This window comes from Chryseobacterium sp. HR92 (genome assembly GCF_045689405.1).
GTDB classification, from domain to species: Bacteria; Bacteroidota; Bacteroidia; order Flavobacteriales; family Weeksellaceae; genus Chryseobacterium; species Chryseobacterium viscerum_A.
On sequence record NZ_CP139139.1, the window covers coordinates 3,374,445 to 3,387,795 of the forward strand.

Here is a 13,351-nt window from a genome sequence, read left to right on the forward strand (position 1 = left end):
ATTATTATCTAGTCTTATTTTACAAATATATAATTTTGAATGCTAAAAATACAATCCCTAATTATTTTTTAATTCTATTTTAATTAGTGGAAAAAGTGTCTAACACCTGTAAACATCATTGGGATACCGTGCTCATTTGCAGCCTCTACGCTATCCTGATCTTTTACACTTCCACCTGGCTGAATAATCGCTTTGATACCTTCCTGAGCGCAGAAATCTACCACATCACGGAAAGGGAAAAATGCATCTGAAGCCAATACCAAATCTCCGGAGAATTTTTCTTTTGCTCTTTCGATAGCCTGCTGAGTCGCCCAGATTCTGTTTACCTGTCCGCCACCGATACCGAATGCCTGAATTCCGTTGGAAACTACGATTGCATTAGACTTCACATATTTTACCACTCTCTGAGAGAAAAGTAAAGCTTTTTTCTGCTCTTCTGTTGGCTGTACTTCTGTAACTACTTTGATATCGTCTGAGAAGTGAGTATCATTATCCTGAACAAGAATACCGCCATCTACCTTCACCCAGGTCTGCTTATCAGAAACAGGGTTTACGATTTTGATAATTCTCAGGTTTTTCTTTTTTCTTAAAATTTCAAGAGCTTCTTCATCAAATTCAGGAGCCATTACAATCTCAAGGAATGTTTTGTTCAACTCTTCCGCCGTTGCTGCATCTATTTTATAGTTCATTGCAACAATTCCGCCAAAGATAGAAACAGGATCACATTCGAAAGTTTTCTGGTACGTTTCCAAAGCTGAAGTTCCGATCGCAACACCACAAGGTGTAGAGTGTTTTACAGCACAACAAGCCATTTCTTCTTTAAACTCAGTGACTACTTTCCAGCAAAGGTCCATATCACGAAGATTGTTGAAAGAAAGCTCTTTCCCTCCAAGCTGTTCAAAGTCTTTCATTGCTCCATTCTCGAAAGTGGAAACATAGTAAGCTGCTGTCTGGTGAGGGTTTTCTCCGTATCTTAAGTCAGCCACTTTTTTATAAGAAGCATTAAGATAAGTAGGATATTCTTCATCTAAAAGCATTCTTGAAATAGCTGCATCATACGCAGAGGTAAGGTTGAATACTTTTCCTGCAAGCTTTTTACGGGTTTCGATGTAAGTATCACCGTTTTGCTCCATTTCAATTTTCACTGCTGCATAATCTTCTACATCTGTGATTACTGTTACAGAATCAAAGTTTTTAGCTGCAGAACGAAGCATTGAGGGACCTCCGATATCGATAAACTCTACTTTTTCATGTAAAGAAATGTCTTTGTTTACATTTTCAAAGAAAGGGTAAAGATTTACGATCACCATGTCAATCAGACCAATTCCGTGTTCCTGAACGGTTTTCATGTGCCCTTCATTGTTACGAACAGCCAACAATCCACCGTGAACTTTCGGATGTAAAGTTTTCACTCTTCCGTCCAGCATTTCAGGGAAATTGGTTACCTCATCGATCTGAATAGGATTTAAACCAGCGTCTTTCAAATGTTTGAACGTTCCTCCTGTAGAGATCAACTCATAATTCTGGGCCTCCAAAAACTGCGCGAATTCTATTAATCCACTTTTGTCAGAAACACTGATTAAAACTCTCTTTTTACTCATTTTACTTTCAATTTTTTACTTTTTACAGCTATTTCAAACTGTATCCGGGTCTTTCACCTCCGAATTTACTTTTATTTTACTTAGATTTTTTTTATCAATGTAATAATCTAGCAATGTAACAATACCTTTAATATTGGTAAACTTTTACACTAGTACATTGTTATATTTATTAATTTCCCAGGACCTTATTGATCGCTATCGGAAATATTTCATATTCAATCTGGTGAACTTTCTGAGCCAGGGTTTCAGGAGTATCGTCAGCTGTTACTTCAAAAGATTTCTGAAGAATAGCTTCTCCCTCATCAATGCCTGGTGTCACAAAATGTACAGTCGCCCCACTCTCTACTTCTTTAGCTTCAATGACTGCATTATGAACGTTCATTCCCCACATTCCTTTTCCTCCGAATTTCGGAAGCAAAGCTGGATGAATATTGATTATTTTACCGTTCCAGTTTTCACAGAATTCAGATTTTAAGATGGATAAAAATCCTGCCAATACAATCAGATCGGTATTTTCAGGGATTACTTTAGCCAACTCACTGCTGAAATTCTTTCCTCTTGGAATGAGTATATTTTCTATATTGTGATTCTTTGCTCTTTCCAATCCGAAACATTCTCTGTCAGCTACTACCAAAGATACTTTTGCATTCTGGATTTCTCCAGCATCAATGGTATCAATGATTCTCTGCAGATTGGTTCCTGAACCGGATACGAGTACAACGATGTTCTTCATATTTTTGTAAAATGTAAAAAGTATTCATGTATTAATGACTTAAAAATCAGAAATACTTTTCACGTTACTACATTTATAGTGATAAATTGATTTTTTCTGCTCCCTCTGTGATTTCTCCGATTTCGTAAGCGTCATCTAAAAGGTGTAATACTTTTTCAGCATGTTCAGCATCTACAACGATTACCATACCTACACCCATATTGAATGTTCCGTACATTTCCTCACGTGTTACTCCTCCTCTCTTTTCAAGCTCAAGCATTACGCTAGGGATTCTCACTTTAGAACCGTCAATAGAAGCACAAAGTCCTTCAGGAATGATTCTTGGAACGTTTTCGTAAAGACCGCCTCCAGTAATGTGGGCAATTCCGCTTACTTTTACTTCTTCCAATACTTTATGGATATCTTTGTAGTATAATCTTGTAGGAACTAAAAGGGTTTCATATAATGGTTTTCCTTCAAACTCTTCTTCAAAGTTCGGGAATACTTTTCTTACTAAAGAGAATCCGTTTGAGTGGAATCCTGAGCTTGGTAATGCAATAATTTTGTTACCTGCTTTGATTGTAGAACCATCAATAATCTGATCTTTTTCTACGATTCCTACGCAGAATCCTGCAACATCATAATCTCCAGGCTGGTACATTCCCGGCATTTCAGCAGTTTCTCCCCCAATCAGCGCACAGTTGTTATCTTTACAAGCGGCTACCATTCCTAAAACAATTTCTGCTGCGATTTCTGAATCAAGCTTTCCACAAGCCAGATAATCCAGGAAGAATAAAGGTTTTGCTCCGTGACAAAGAATATCATTGGCACACATTGCGAAGCAATCTACCCCGATAGAATCATATTTTTTGGTATCTAAAGCTACTTTCAGCTTTGTTCCTACTCCATCTGTTCCTGATACAAGAACCGGATTTTTGTATCCACCGATCTCATAGAAAGCACCAAAACTTCCCAAGTGGTTCAGTACATTGGAATTGTGGGTTTCACCGACCGCTTTTTTGATCTTGTCAACCGTTTTGTATCCTTCTTCTTTGTCTACTCCTGCTGATTTGTAAGTGTTGCTCATGTCTGCTTAGATTTTTAGATATAGGATTTCAGATCTCAGATTTCAGATGATTTTTATCTTGTATCTGACGTCTTGCGTCTTCTTATCTTTTAATATTTCAATTACTTTTATACTCGATTTTAGAAAACAAAAAAGCCGACAATCTTTTCAGATTATCGGCCGTTATTTTATCTCAGAATTTCAGAGCCCACAATTTTCCCTTTATGAGAAAAACATTGTTTATAGGAGGTCTGAATTTTCATCTCTTTTCTTTTTGCAAAAATAGTAATTTTAAATGAATATTCAAATTCTATTTTTCAAGGATTGTTTCAATGGCTGCAATCTTCTTTATTTTTTCTTTTAACTCACTGTCCTTCTCTTCATTAGATATCTTTTGACCTGCTTTATCAAAATTATCATTAAAGAAAGGAAGAGAGAAAGTTTCCACCACATTTCCTCCATGGAAAGGAAAACGCTTCGATGCTGCTTCCAAAACTCCAGCTCCACCTCTGCCTCCTGGAGATGTAGACATCAATAGCATTGGCACTTCATTCCAAACTGTTCTGTCTTTGATTCTGGACACCCAGTCGAATACATTTTTGAATGCTGTAGAATATGTTCCGTTATGCTCTCCTAAAGAAACCAATAATAAATTTGCGCCATCAATTTTTGCTGCAAAATCATGAGCTTCCTGAGGAACACCACCAGCCAATTCTCTTTCATGCTTATAGATTGGCATTTCAAAAGGATTCAGATCTATTACTTCTACTTCTGCATTTTCAAATAATGTTGATGCATAGGCTACCAACTGTTTGTTCATTGAAGCTTCGGAGTTACTTCCTGCTATTGCTAAAATTTTCATATGTGGGGTTTATTTTTAAGATTACAAATTTAGTTTTTTATTTAAGATAAGATGGCAGTTCCATTGGTACTTCCATTAATAATACTTCGGTGTCTTCCACGGCTTCTATATTAAAGCTCTGAGTATCCCAGATTCCTAATCCGTCTCTTTCATTCAGGACACGGTCTCCTATTTTTGCACTTCCTTTTAAAACGAATGCATAGACTCCATTTCCTTTTTTGTTGAGCATATAATTTTTACCATTTCCTTTTTTAAAGTTCGCCAGGTTGAACCATGCATCCTGATGAATCCAAACTCCGTCATCATTTTTATTGGGAGATAAAATCTGTTGGAATCCATTGATTTTTTCACCTTCTTTGATACTTTTCTGATCATATCGTGGTTCAACATCCAGTTCTCTTGGAAAAACCCAGATCTGTAGAAACTTTACCTCTTCATCTTTATTTTTGTTATACTCACTGTGCTTAACACCAGTTCCGGCACTCATCACCTGAATTTCTCCTTTTCTGATTACCGCTGTAGTTCCCATTGAGTCTTTATGTTCCAAATCCCCCTCCAAAGGAATAGATATAATTTCCATATCCCTGTGAGGATGTGTTCCGAAACCCATTCCCTGAGAAACGGTGTCATCGTTCAATACTCTTAAAACACCAAAGTTGGTTCTGTCTCTGTTCTGATAGTTGGCAAAACTGAATGTATGGTAAGAATTTAACCATCCGTGATTGGCGTGGCCTCTCGAATCTGCTTTATGATATACTGTTTTCATTTTCTGTGATTATTTATAGTACAAATGTACGGTATGCGGGTATTTTAAAAGTTGATGTAGGTTAAGAAAGGAAATTGGGGAAGTAAAAAAGTTGAGAAAGTGAAAATATCGGCTAGGTTGGATTACGCAAAGATGCGATTTCTTTACTTTCAATATGTTTTTTAAGGCGCAAGGATTTTATCTGCGATAAAATTTCATGCCACGAATATCCTTTTTTCCGAAGATCGAGCAGATATGAATAAACGTAAACATCTGTGTTATCCGTGAAATCTGTGTGAGGCTAATAGATTCTGAATAGTAATTATAGATTTAAGTTTGGACTAAAGCCAACTCCTATTGAATTTTATTGTTATTATTTTTTAAATAGTATTGTAGTATAATCCGTATTATAAGTTCTTGTTTCTATATTGAGTTTATTTAAAAGCATTTCGGCTTCAAGTCTTATATTTTTCCATGTTTCATGTTGGTCTAAAAAGTCCCAGTCCCAAATTTCCACAGGAATATCATCTACTTTCTTTTTAAATTGCAGCAAATCTTCTTTAAATGATTCATCAATCCGTTTATTTCTAAAGACAGAATCAAACAAAACCGGGATGAATGCATAATCAAGCTCCTCATACAGTTCCGTCAATGGATCTATTAAAACGGGAGTCATTTCATCCAATTGGTTTACATTATAAGTATAAAGAATCAATGAGTTGATGATATTGGCATAATAGAAATCTACATGTTTATCGTATTGAAGCATTTCTTCCTGAAGTAATTCTTCTTCAGTAAACCCACTATCATCAGGATCTTCAATAACAGCCTCATTTTTCTGCTTCTTACTTTTTTTATTTGAAGGAAAAAGTTTATTTAAAAATTTAAATTTCATTCATATATAAATTTTAATTTTAAAAAAATTGTGAAAAAAGATAGGTTTTGGCTAAAGCCAATTAATAAATACTGAAAGAGAAAGCGGGCTAAAGCCCGCTCCTATTGAATTTCACTATATTATTTTAGATTTAAGGTAAAGTTTTCGGCACAACTTCTAACTTCTAACTTCTAGTTAAAAATGCACCTGTTTGATCTCCTCTTCAATTTCCTTAGGGGTTTCATCTTCTGATTTAACAAAAATCATGGTCACTACAGCTCCTATCAGCATGCAAACACCTCCTACCACAACATAATCCATCGCCTGTTTTCCGAAAACACCGCTTACAACAGGACCTCCGAATAATCCATTGATGATCTGAGGAATAACAATAAAGAAATTGAATATTCCCATATAAACTCCCATTTTTCTCTGTGGAATTACTTCAATAAGCATCGCATAAGGCATTGCCAGAATACTTGCCCAGGCAAAACCTAACCCGATCATGGAGATCCATAAATTGTTGACATCTTTAATGAAATACATTGAAACAAGTCCCAAACCTCCACATAGCAAAGCCAAAGCATGAGTCTGTTTTTTACCAATCAGTTTCGCGATAGGTGTCAATAAAAAAGCAAATGGGATTGCCCATAAATTATACATTCCGAAAAGCTTTCCGGTTAAGTCCCCGGCATCATTAAATGCTTTGGAATGGGTATCTTCCGGAGAAAGTCCAAAATGATGGGTAGCTAATGCGCTGGTGGTAAAAACCCACATGGTAAATAAAGCAAACCATGAAAAAAACTGAACAATTCCCAGCTTTTTCATCTGTACAGGAATTGCTGCAAAGTCTTTGAAAATATCTGAAAACTTAGATTCCTGCCTCTCAACTTCTTTTCCATCTTCAAAATCAGCAAACTCCTGTGGAGAGTATTCCCTGGTTGTCATTATAGTGTAAAGAATTGATATGATAAGTAAACCTGCTCCTATATAAAAAGAATAAATCACATTATCTGCTACAAACCCTGCCGGGGCTTCATTGGAAATTCCCATTTTTGTTAACCAATCCGGCAAATAAGAACCCAATACAGCCCCGATTCCAATCAGAATTGTCTGTACTGAAAATCCTATTGTGCCCTGATGTTTCGGGAGCATATCTCCTACCAATGCCCGGAAAGGCTCCATTGCGATGTTTACAGAAGCATCCATCATGGCAAGGAATATTACAGCTAATAAAAGAGCATTGGCAGCGAACATCTGAGTCACAGAAGCTGCATTCGGAAGAAGCACCAGCCCTATAGCACATAAAACAGCTCCAATTAAAAAATATGGCTTTCTTCTTCCCAACGGACTCCAGGTATTGTCGCCCATATGCCCAATAATAGGCTGAACAATGAGTCCTGTAACAGGAGCAACCAGCCAGAACCAGGATAATTCGTGAACATCCGCTCCTAAATTACCTAAAATACGGCTTGCATTTCCATTTTGTAATCCGAACGCCATTTGAATTCCAAGGAATCCCATACTCATGTTAATAATCTGAAGCATGGATAAGTCTGGCTTTTTTCTTTTTCCAAACGGTCCCGTATTATATCTCCCCAACATTTCTGCCATTATGACTTCAGTTTTTGGATTAATGCATCCTCGATAGGTGTTTTTTCTATCACCACTTTATCCACTACCTCATTAGGAACCGTCACAGAAAGAACGTATTGTTTTACCTTCCAGCTTCCGTTGATTTTTTCTACCACTCCGGAACCTCTGCATATTTTCATCTGGGTATCCAATAGTTCATCGAACCACGCCAGTTTCCCATCTTTGCTGAAGTAAATATTTCTTTTAAGTGCCTTAAAATCCCAGGTTTTCTTTTTGTCGAAATGAGGTTTTGCCCATACCATGAATTCTTTTTTATTCCATATTTCGGTAGCATCTGTTCCAATAAAGGTAGATTCATCTGCAAAGAAATTAAAATAGGTATTGTAATCTGCTTTTGCCGCAGCTACGTTAAATGCATCAAGCATGGTACTGATTTCCGATTTTTCTTTCTCAAATACGGGTTTCGACTGTGCATTCAATAAAGAAAACCCCAGTACAAAAAGGATTAATGTATAAGCAGTCGTTAGTTTTTTCATATGTATTAATTATTTTTCAAGTTCAATGATTAATGGCGTTTTTGCAGAAATATTGATCGTATTTTGCAACATAAATTCTTTTCCTGAAATAACCTCTTTCCCTTTTGTAAATCCATTAAGCGATTCGGCAAATCGTTTCAGGTTTAACGTCTGATCTTTTTCATTATTGTTGATGACCACCATTACTCTTTCTTTTTCATTGTATCTGAAATACACAAAAACGCCATCCTGAGGAACGAAATTTTTAGTTTTCCCGTTATGAATCACATCTTTGCCCTTTCTCCAGTTCAGAAGTTTTTGAGTAAACTGGAAAAATTCCTTTTGCTCCGGAGTCTGAGCAGATGGATTGAAAGCATTCTGAGAGTCAGATTTCCAGCCTCCCGGAAAATCTCTTCGGATATCTGCATCACCTCCCTTCGTCTTATCTCCTTTCATTCCTATTTCTGATCCGTAATAGATCTGAGGAATTCCTCTTACGGTTGAGATCAAAGCAAGTCCTATTTTGTAAGCATCAGGATTTGCATTAAAGATTTCATTCCATCTTTCTGTATCATGATTTTCAAAGAAAACCAGTAGGTTATTGATATCCGGATAAAGAAAATCGCTGGTAAAGGAATCGTAAATGCGGATCATACCTTTATCCCAACCTTCTTTTTCTTTAAGAGCTTTAGGCATGTTTTCAAACAACATAAAATCCATTACCGAAGGCAGGTTTGAATTGTACCCTTCTATGGCTCCTATTTTAGAATTTTTCTGCCAGGCTGCAATTTGTGCTGCTGTATAAAGCCAGGTTTCTCCTACAATATTGAATTTCGGATATTCATCGGTAATGGCTTTAGCCCATTTTGCCATGGCATCTTTATCATTGTAAGGATAGGTATCTACCCGGAATCCTCCCAATTCTGCATATTCTATCCACCAGATTGCATTTTGAATCAGATATTTCAGAACCAATGGATTTTTTTGATTAATATCCGGCATGGTAGTATCAAACCATCCGTCCAGTGCATATTTTTTATCAATATCTGAAGCATTGGTATCAAATTGCGTTGTCGTTTTATAATTGGAACGTTTAAATCCTTTTTCTCCTTCATCAAACCAGTGTATCCAGTCTTTTGAAGGAAGGTCTTTGATCATCCAGTGTGAGCCACCCCAGTGGTTGGTGACATAATCCATCACCAGCATCATCTTCCGTTTATTCAGTTCTTTGGATAAAGTTTTGTAGTCTTCATTGGTTCCGTAGCGGCCATCAATTTTATACAGGTCTGTCTGAGCATACCCGTGATAGGAATATACTTTTTCATTGTCTTCATTTACCGGAGTCAGCCATACAGCTGTTGCTCCCAGGTCCTGAATATAGTCAAGATGATTGATGATACCGTTAAGATCTCCGCCATGTCTTCCATTAGGCAGATTTCGATCAGCTTTTTCTGTAAGTTCCGGTGTTGAATCATTTTTTTCATTACCATTGGCAAAGCGGTCCGGCATGATCAGGTACATGACATCTTTTGAAGTAAAAGATTCGCGGTTGGCAGATCCGGGATTCCTTTGCTTCAGTTCATATGCATAAGAACTCAGGTTTTTACGTCCTTTTTTAATAGTAATAGTAAACTTCGGAACATTTATTTCATTGGTATTTACGGTAATAAAAACGTAATTCGGATTATCAACTTTCCGGATGTCTTTGATCTGTATTCCATCCGAAAGTACAACCTCGTTATGGGCAACGTCTTTTCCGTACACAAGAATCTGAAGTTCAGGGTTTTTCATTCCTTTCCACCAGAAGGCCGGTTCTATTCTTTCCAGTACTTTTTGGGAAAAGGCTGCAGAAGCTATTGAAAGGGCTAATGCGGCAAATATTGTCTTCATATTAGTGTTCAATTTAGCATTTAATTTTCATATAGACATTCAAAATATAGCAGAATGTCCTCTTTTTTTCATCCTCATACCTACAATTTTTCAAAATTTGGCATTCATTTTTTAACTTATATAGAAAAAACTTAAATTTTTCATAAAAAATTCATCTTAAAAGTTAATTTATCCCCCTTTTTATCTTTAGTTTTACAGAAAAAATGTTTGATTTCAGTAGTATGTTCCACGCTGAGGGTCCGGATGTTGTTTACACATGGACTATCCCTGTTTTTGCGGTAATTATTTTCGCAGAAATGGCCTACAGTCACTTCAATAAAGAAAAAATTTACGAAACCAAAGATGTAGCAACTAATGTCCTTTTTGCATTGCTCAACTATGGGTTAGATATCATCATGAAAGGCTTCTCTTTATTTGTTATGATGTTTTTTTATCATCACCGTATTTTCGACTGGCAAGAGGGAATCTGGTATTGGATTGCTGTATTTCTCGCTCAGGACTTCGCTTATTATGTTCATCATTATGTAGATCATCATTCACGTGTCTTCTGGGCCGTACATATTACGCATCACAATTCTGATTATTTCAACATCAGCACAGGATTCAGAAGTCCTGTATTTCAACCTTTGTACAGGTATTTATTTTTCTCTCCGTTAGCTTTTATGGGCTTTCATCCATGGCATATTCTGGTAGCGTATTCTGCGATACAGATTTATGGCACTTTTGTCCATACACAGTCTATTAAAAGTATGGGATTTTTAGAATATATTCTGGTTACCCCTTCTCATCACAGAGTACATCATGCCTGCAACATCAAATATCTTGACCGTAATATGGGAATGGGGCTGATTATCTGGGATAAGATTTTCGGAACTTTTGAAAAAGAAGATCCAGAGGTGCCTGTGAAGTATGGTGTCTATCCAAAAATAAAGTCCAAAGATCCTGCAACAATGCTTTTCTATGAATGGAGAAGAATAGGAAAAGATATCAGACAGCCCGGACTTTCTTTCAAAGACCGTATAAAGTATCTTTTTTATTCACCGGGATGGAGACATGATGGAACCGGAAAAACGGTAAAGCAGTATCAGAAGGAATATAAGCACAAGGAAAAAATGAAAAATGAAAATGCATCCTTAAAGGAGCAGACACCTGATACTGACTATCAATACTCACAACTGAACCAGCCAGCAGGGGATAAATAATCTGTCAAAAAAATACCCCGGACATCGAAAAACCGATGAACCGGGGCACCTTAGTGTCTCTTTAAAATTATTTTACAGGCTTGATAGAAATTGCGAAACCACCGCTTCTTGCCATTTTAAAATTAATTTTTGATTTGCCTGTAATCTCTTTCTTGTAGATATTATAGCTTTGAGGATTATCTATATAATCAGCATCTTTTCCATCTTCATAGATCGTTGCTTCATATTTCTTTCCTTTATCCAGGAATGAGAAGTCTACAGTATACTCACGTTTGTTTTCATCAGTAATACCTCCTACAAACCAGTTTTCAGTACCTTTTGCTTTTCTTGCTGTAATTACATAATCACCAGGTTCTGCAGATAAGATTTTTGTATCATCCCAGTCTGCTGCTACATCCTTGATAAACTGGAATGCATCCATATGCTTTTTGTAGTTTTCAGGAAGATCCGCAGCCATCTGAAGCGGCATATACATTGTTACATAAAGAGCCAGCTGTTTTACCAGTGTAGTTTTTACGAAACGGTTATCTCCAGGGAAATAATAATCTAACTTCGTCTGGAAAATACCCGGCGTATAATCCATAGAACCTCCCATCCATCTTGTAAACGGAAGGACCGTCTGGTGATCAGGCTTGTTTCCTCCGAATGCTTCATATTCCGTTCCACGTGCTGCTTCTGCAGAAATATAGTTCGGATAGGTACGGCTTTCTCCTGTAGGTCTTACAGATTCATGAGAATTGACCATAATTTTATAGTCGTTTGCTTTTTCTGCAATTCTATAATAATGGTTAATTGTCCATTGAGAGTAATGATGTTCTCCTCTAGGAATAATATCTCCTACATATCCTGTTTTCACAGCATCATAGCCATATTTATTCATCGTTTGGAATGCTTTGTCTGCCCATCTTTCGTAGTTCGTTGCAGAACCTGAAGTTTCATGATGCATAATCAGCTTTATTCCTTTTGAATGGGCATATTCATTCAACATTTTGATATCGAAATCCGGGTAAGGGGTAATGAAATCAAAAACATATTCTTTTGAGTGTCCGAACCAGTCTTCCCAACCGATATTCCATCCTTCGATCAATAATCCCTGGAATCCGTTTTCTGCAGCAAAGTCAATATATTCTTTAACTTTTGTATTGTTGGCTGCATGTTTTCCGTTTGGAGTTAATTTTGCAAAATCTGTTTTACCTAAATGAACATTTTCAGCTGTAGAGTACGCCCACTGAGATTTCCCAATAATCATTTCCCACCAAACTCCCATGTATTTTGTAGGGTGAATGTAAGAAGTATCAGTATATTTTGTAGGCTCATTAAGGTTGAAGATCATTTTAGAATCCATTACCTGTTCTGCTTTCGGAGCTACAATAATCGTCCTCCAAGGTGTAACTGACGGAGTCTGAATGTATCCTTTTGCCCCCTGTCTGTCAGCAGTTAAATGCGTTTTGAATTTATAATTCTGAGCATCCACTTCCAGATGTGAAGCCGGATAATCTAATACAGCAGCTTCAGCAACGTTGATATACAATGGTTCTTTTCCTTCTTTTTTAAGCATTAAAGGAGACTGAACTGCATTTTTCACCAATGACTGTGAAGCGTTCGCATCGTATGCTTTATCCCATTTTGCAGGAATTTCAGATACTTTTGTTTCCTGATACTGGTATTCCTGAGAATCATAATCTGCAACCATCCACCACGCCTTCATATCGGTAGGAAAATCAATTTCAGAATCTTCTTCCCTGATGACGAAATAATTAAGGTTTTTCTGTTGTGGAAATTCATATCGGAATCCCAGACCATCGTTAAACAATCTGAACTTCACCACAATACTTCTGTCTGTAGAAGCCTGGTTCAGGGTAACTGCCAGCTCATTGTAGTTATTGATATAGTTTTTCTTTTCTCCTAAAACCGGCTGCCAGGTTTCATTTTTGGAGTCTCTTTTTTCATCTGTCTTTGCAAAACCGTTGTTCAGATCGTATTTTGCATCTTCTGGTTTGGCAATCTCAGAAGCGAATTTTATGGCTGTGTCTTTAAATAATCTCAATCCCAATTTAGAATCTTCAACTACTACTGTACCATTATATTTCAGGTTATAGTAAGGTACTCCTTCTTTCAGCTGAAAGCTCATTTCAAACTTCCCGTCCGGAGATTTTAAAGATTGGGCTTTCACACCTGTAAACATCATTGAGAGCAAAAGCGCTCCAACTGTAATTTTCTTCATAATGACTATTTATTAACTTAAAAATAGATAAAGTGCCGCTGTAACAGCACTTTACCCATTTATT

At 36.8% G+C, this 13,351-nt stretch carries 11 protein-coding genes; 1 reads left to right on the forward strand and 10 read right to left on the reverse strand.

What is annotated here, in order from left to right; all coding sequences use genetic code 11:
* Positions 1 to 83: 83 nt before the first annotated feature.
* The 9 genes from purH to SFA27_RS15120 all read right to left on the reverse strand — a co-directional run bounded on the left by purH (position 84) and on the right by SFA27_RS15120 (position 9,861).
* Positions 84 to 1,601 (reverse strand): bifunctional phosphoribosylaminoimidazolecarboxamide formyltransferase/IMP cyclohydrolase, encoded by a 1,518-nt coding sequence (purH, locus tag SFA27_RS15080; protein ID WP_047376815.1) that lies wholly within the window; start codon positions 1,599 to 1,601, stop codon positions 84 to 86.
* Positions 1,602 to 1,770: 169 nt separating this feature from the next.
* Positions 1,771 to 2,334 carry a phosphoribosylglycinamide formyltransferase gene (purN, locus tag SFA27_RS15085; RefSeq protein WP_264518354.1) on the reverse strand — a complete coding sequence of 188 codons (564 nt, stop codon included), beginning with the start codon at positions 2,332 to 2,334 and terminating at the stop codon, positions 1,771 to 1,773.
* Between the two features lie 73 nt (positions 2,335 to 2,407).
* Positions 2,408 to 3,400 carry a phosphoribosylformylglycinamidine cyclo-ligase gene (gene purM, locus SFA27_RS15090; protein ID WP_047376817.1) on the reverse strand — a complete coding sequence of 331 codons (993 nt, stop codon included), beginning with the start codon at positions 3,398 to 3,400 and terminating at the stop codon, positions 2,408 to 2,410.
* A gap of 289 nt (positions 3,401 to 3,689) precedes the next feature.
* Positions 3,690 to 4,241, reverse strand: a complete 552-nt coding sequence (locus SFA27_RS15095) for an NADPH-dependent FMN reductase (RefSeq protein ID WP_047376819.1) — start codon at positions 4,239 to 4,241, stop codon at positions 3,690 to 3,692.
* A 37-nt stretch (positions 4,242 to 4,278) separates the two neighbouring features.
* Complete coding sequence (locus SFA27_RS15100; protein WP_047376820.1) at positions 4,279 to 5,007, reverse strand: pirin family protein; 729 nt, start codon at positions 5,005 to 5,007, stop codon at positions 4,279 to 4,281.
* A gap of 352 nt (positions 5,008 to 5,359) precedes the next feature.
* Positions 5,360 to 5,881: a hypothetical protein gene (locus SFA27_RS15105; protein WP_407293210.1), complete on the reverse strand. Its 522-nt coding sequence runs from the start codon at positions 5,879 to 5,881 to the stop codon at positions 5,360 to 5,362.
* A gap of 174 nt (positions 5,882 to 6,055) precedes the next feature.
* A complete protein-coding gene (locus tag SFA27_RS15110; RefSeq protein ID WP_052184676.1) occupies positions 6,056 to 7,474 on the reverse strand; it encodes an MFS transporter in 1,419 nt (472 codons plus the stop codon).
* Positions 7,474 to 7,992 carry a nuclear transport factor 2 family protein gene (locus tag SFA27_RS15115; protein ID WP_407293213.1) on the reverse strand — a complete coding sequence of 173 codons (519 nt, stop codon included), beginning with the start codon at positions 7,990 to 7,992 and terminating at the stop codon, positions 7,474 to 7,476. Before SFA27_RS15115 ends, SFA27_RS15110 begins: the two co-directional genes overlap by 1 nt.
* Before the next feature lie 9 nt (positions 7,993 to 8,001).
* On the reverse strand, positions 8,002 to 9,861 hold the full coding sequence (locus SFA27_RS15120) for a glycoside hydrolase family 13 protein (protein ID WP_407293215.1): 1,860 nt from the start codon (positions 9,859 to 9,861) through the stop codon (positions 8,002 to 8,004).
* Positions 9,862 to 10,064: 203 nt separating this feature from the next.
* Between SFA27_RS15120 and SFA27_RS15125 the strand changes: the two genes are divergently transcribed.
* Positions 10,065 to 11,063 carry a sterol desaturase family protein gene (locus tag SFA27_RS15125; protein ID WP_047376823.1) on the forward strand — a complete coding sequence of 333 codons (999 nt, stop codon included), beginning with the start codon at positions 10,065 to 10,067 and terminating at the stop codon, positions 11,061 to 11,063.
* A 67-nt stretch (positions 11,064 to 11,130) separates the two neighbouring features.
* On the opposite strand, the gene SFA27_RS15130 is transcribed toward SFA27_RS15125, so the two are convergent.
* Positions 11,131 to 13,287: a glycoside hydrolase family 97 protein gene (locus SFA27_RS15130; protein WP_407293218.1), complete on the reverse strand. Its 2,157-nt coding sequence runs from the start codon at positions 13,285 to 13,287 to the stop codon at positions 11,131 to 11,133.
* Between the last annotated feature and the right edge of the window lie 64 nt (positions 13,288 to 13,351).

Coding starts and splice junctions, on each gene's coding strand:
- SFA27_RS15130 (WP_407293218.1), bottom strand. CDS start 13,287: ATGAAGAAAATTACAGTTGGAGCGCTTTTGCTCTCAATGATGTTTACA.
- SFA27_RS15095 (WP_047376819.1), bottom strand. CDS start 4,241: ATGAAAATTTTAGCAATAGCAGGAAGTAACTCCGAAGCTTCAATGAAC.
- SFA27_RS15105 (WP_407293210.1), bottom strand. CDS start 5,881: ATGAAATTTAAATTTTTAAATAAACTTTTTCCTTCAAATAAAAAAAGT.
- SFA27_RS15110 (WP_052184676.1), bottom strand. CDS start 7,474: ATGGCAGAAATGTTGGGGAGATATAATACGGGACCGTTTGGAAAAAGA.
- purN (WP_264518354.1), bottom strand. CDS start 2,334: ATGAAGAACATCGTTGTACTCGTATCCGGTTCAGGAACCAATCTGCAG.
- SFA27_RS15100 (WP_047376820.1), bottom strand. CDS start 5,007: ATGAAAACAGTATATCATAAAGCAGATTCGAGAGGCCACGCCAATCAC.
- purM (WP_047376817.1), bottom strand. CDS start 3,400: ATGAGCAACACTTACAAATCAGCAGGAGTAGACAAAGAAGAAGGATAC.
- purH (WP_047376815.1), bottom strand. CDS start 1,601: ATGAGTAAAAAGAGAGTTTTAATCAGTGTTTCTGACAAAAGTGGATTA.
- SFA27_RS15120 (WP_407293215.1), bottom strand. CDS start 9,861: ATGAAGACAATATTTGCCGCATTAGCCCTTTCAATAGCTTCTGCAGCC.
- SFA27_RS15115 (WP_407293213.1), bottom strand. CDS start 7,992: ATGAAAAAACTAACGACTGCTTATACATTAATCCTTTTTGTACTGGGG.
- SFA27_RS15125 (WP_047376823.1), top strand. CDS start 10,065: ATGTTTGATTTCAGTAGTATGTTCCACGCTGAGGGTCCGGATGTTGTT.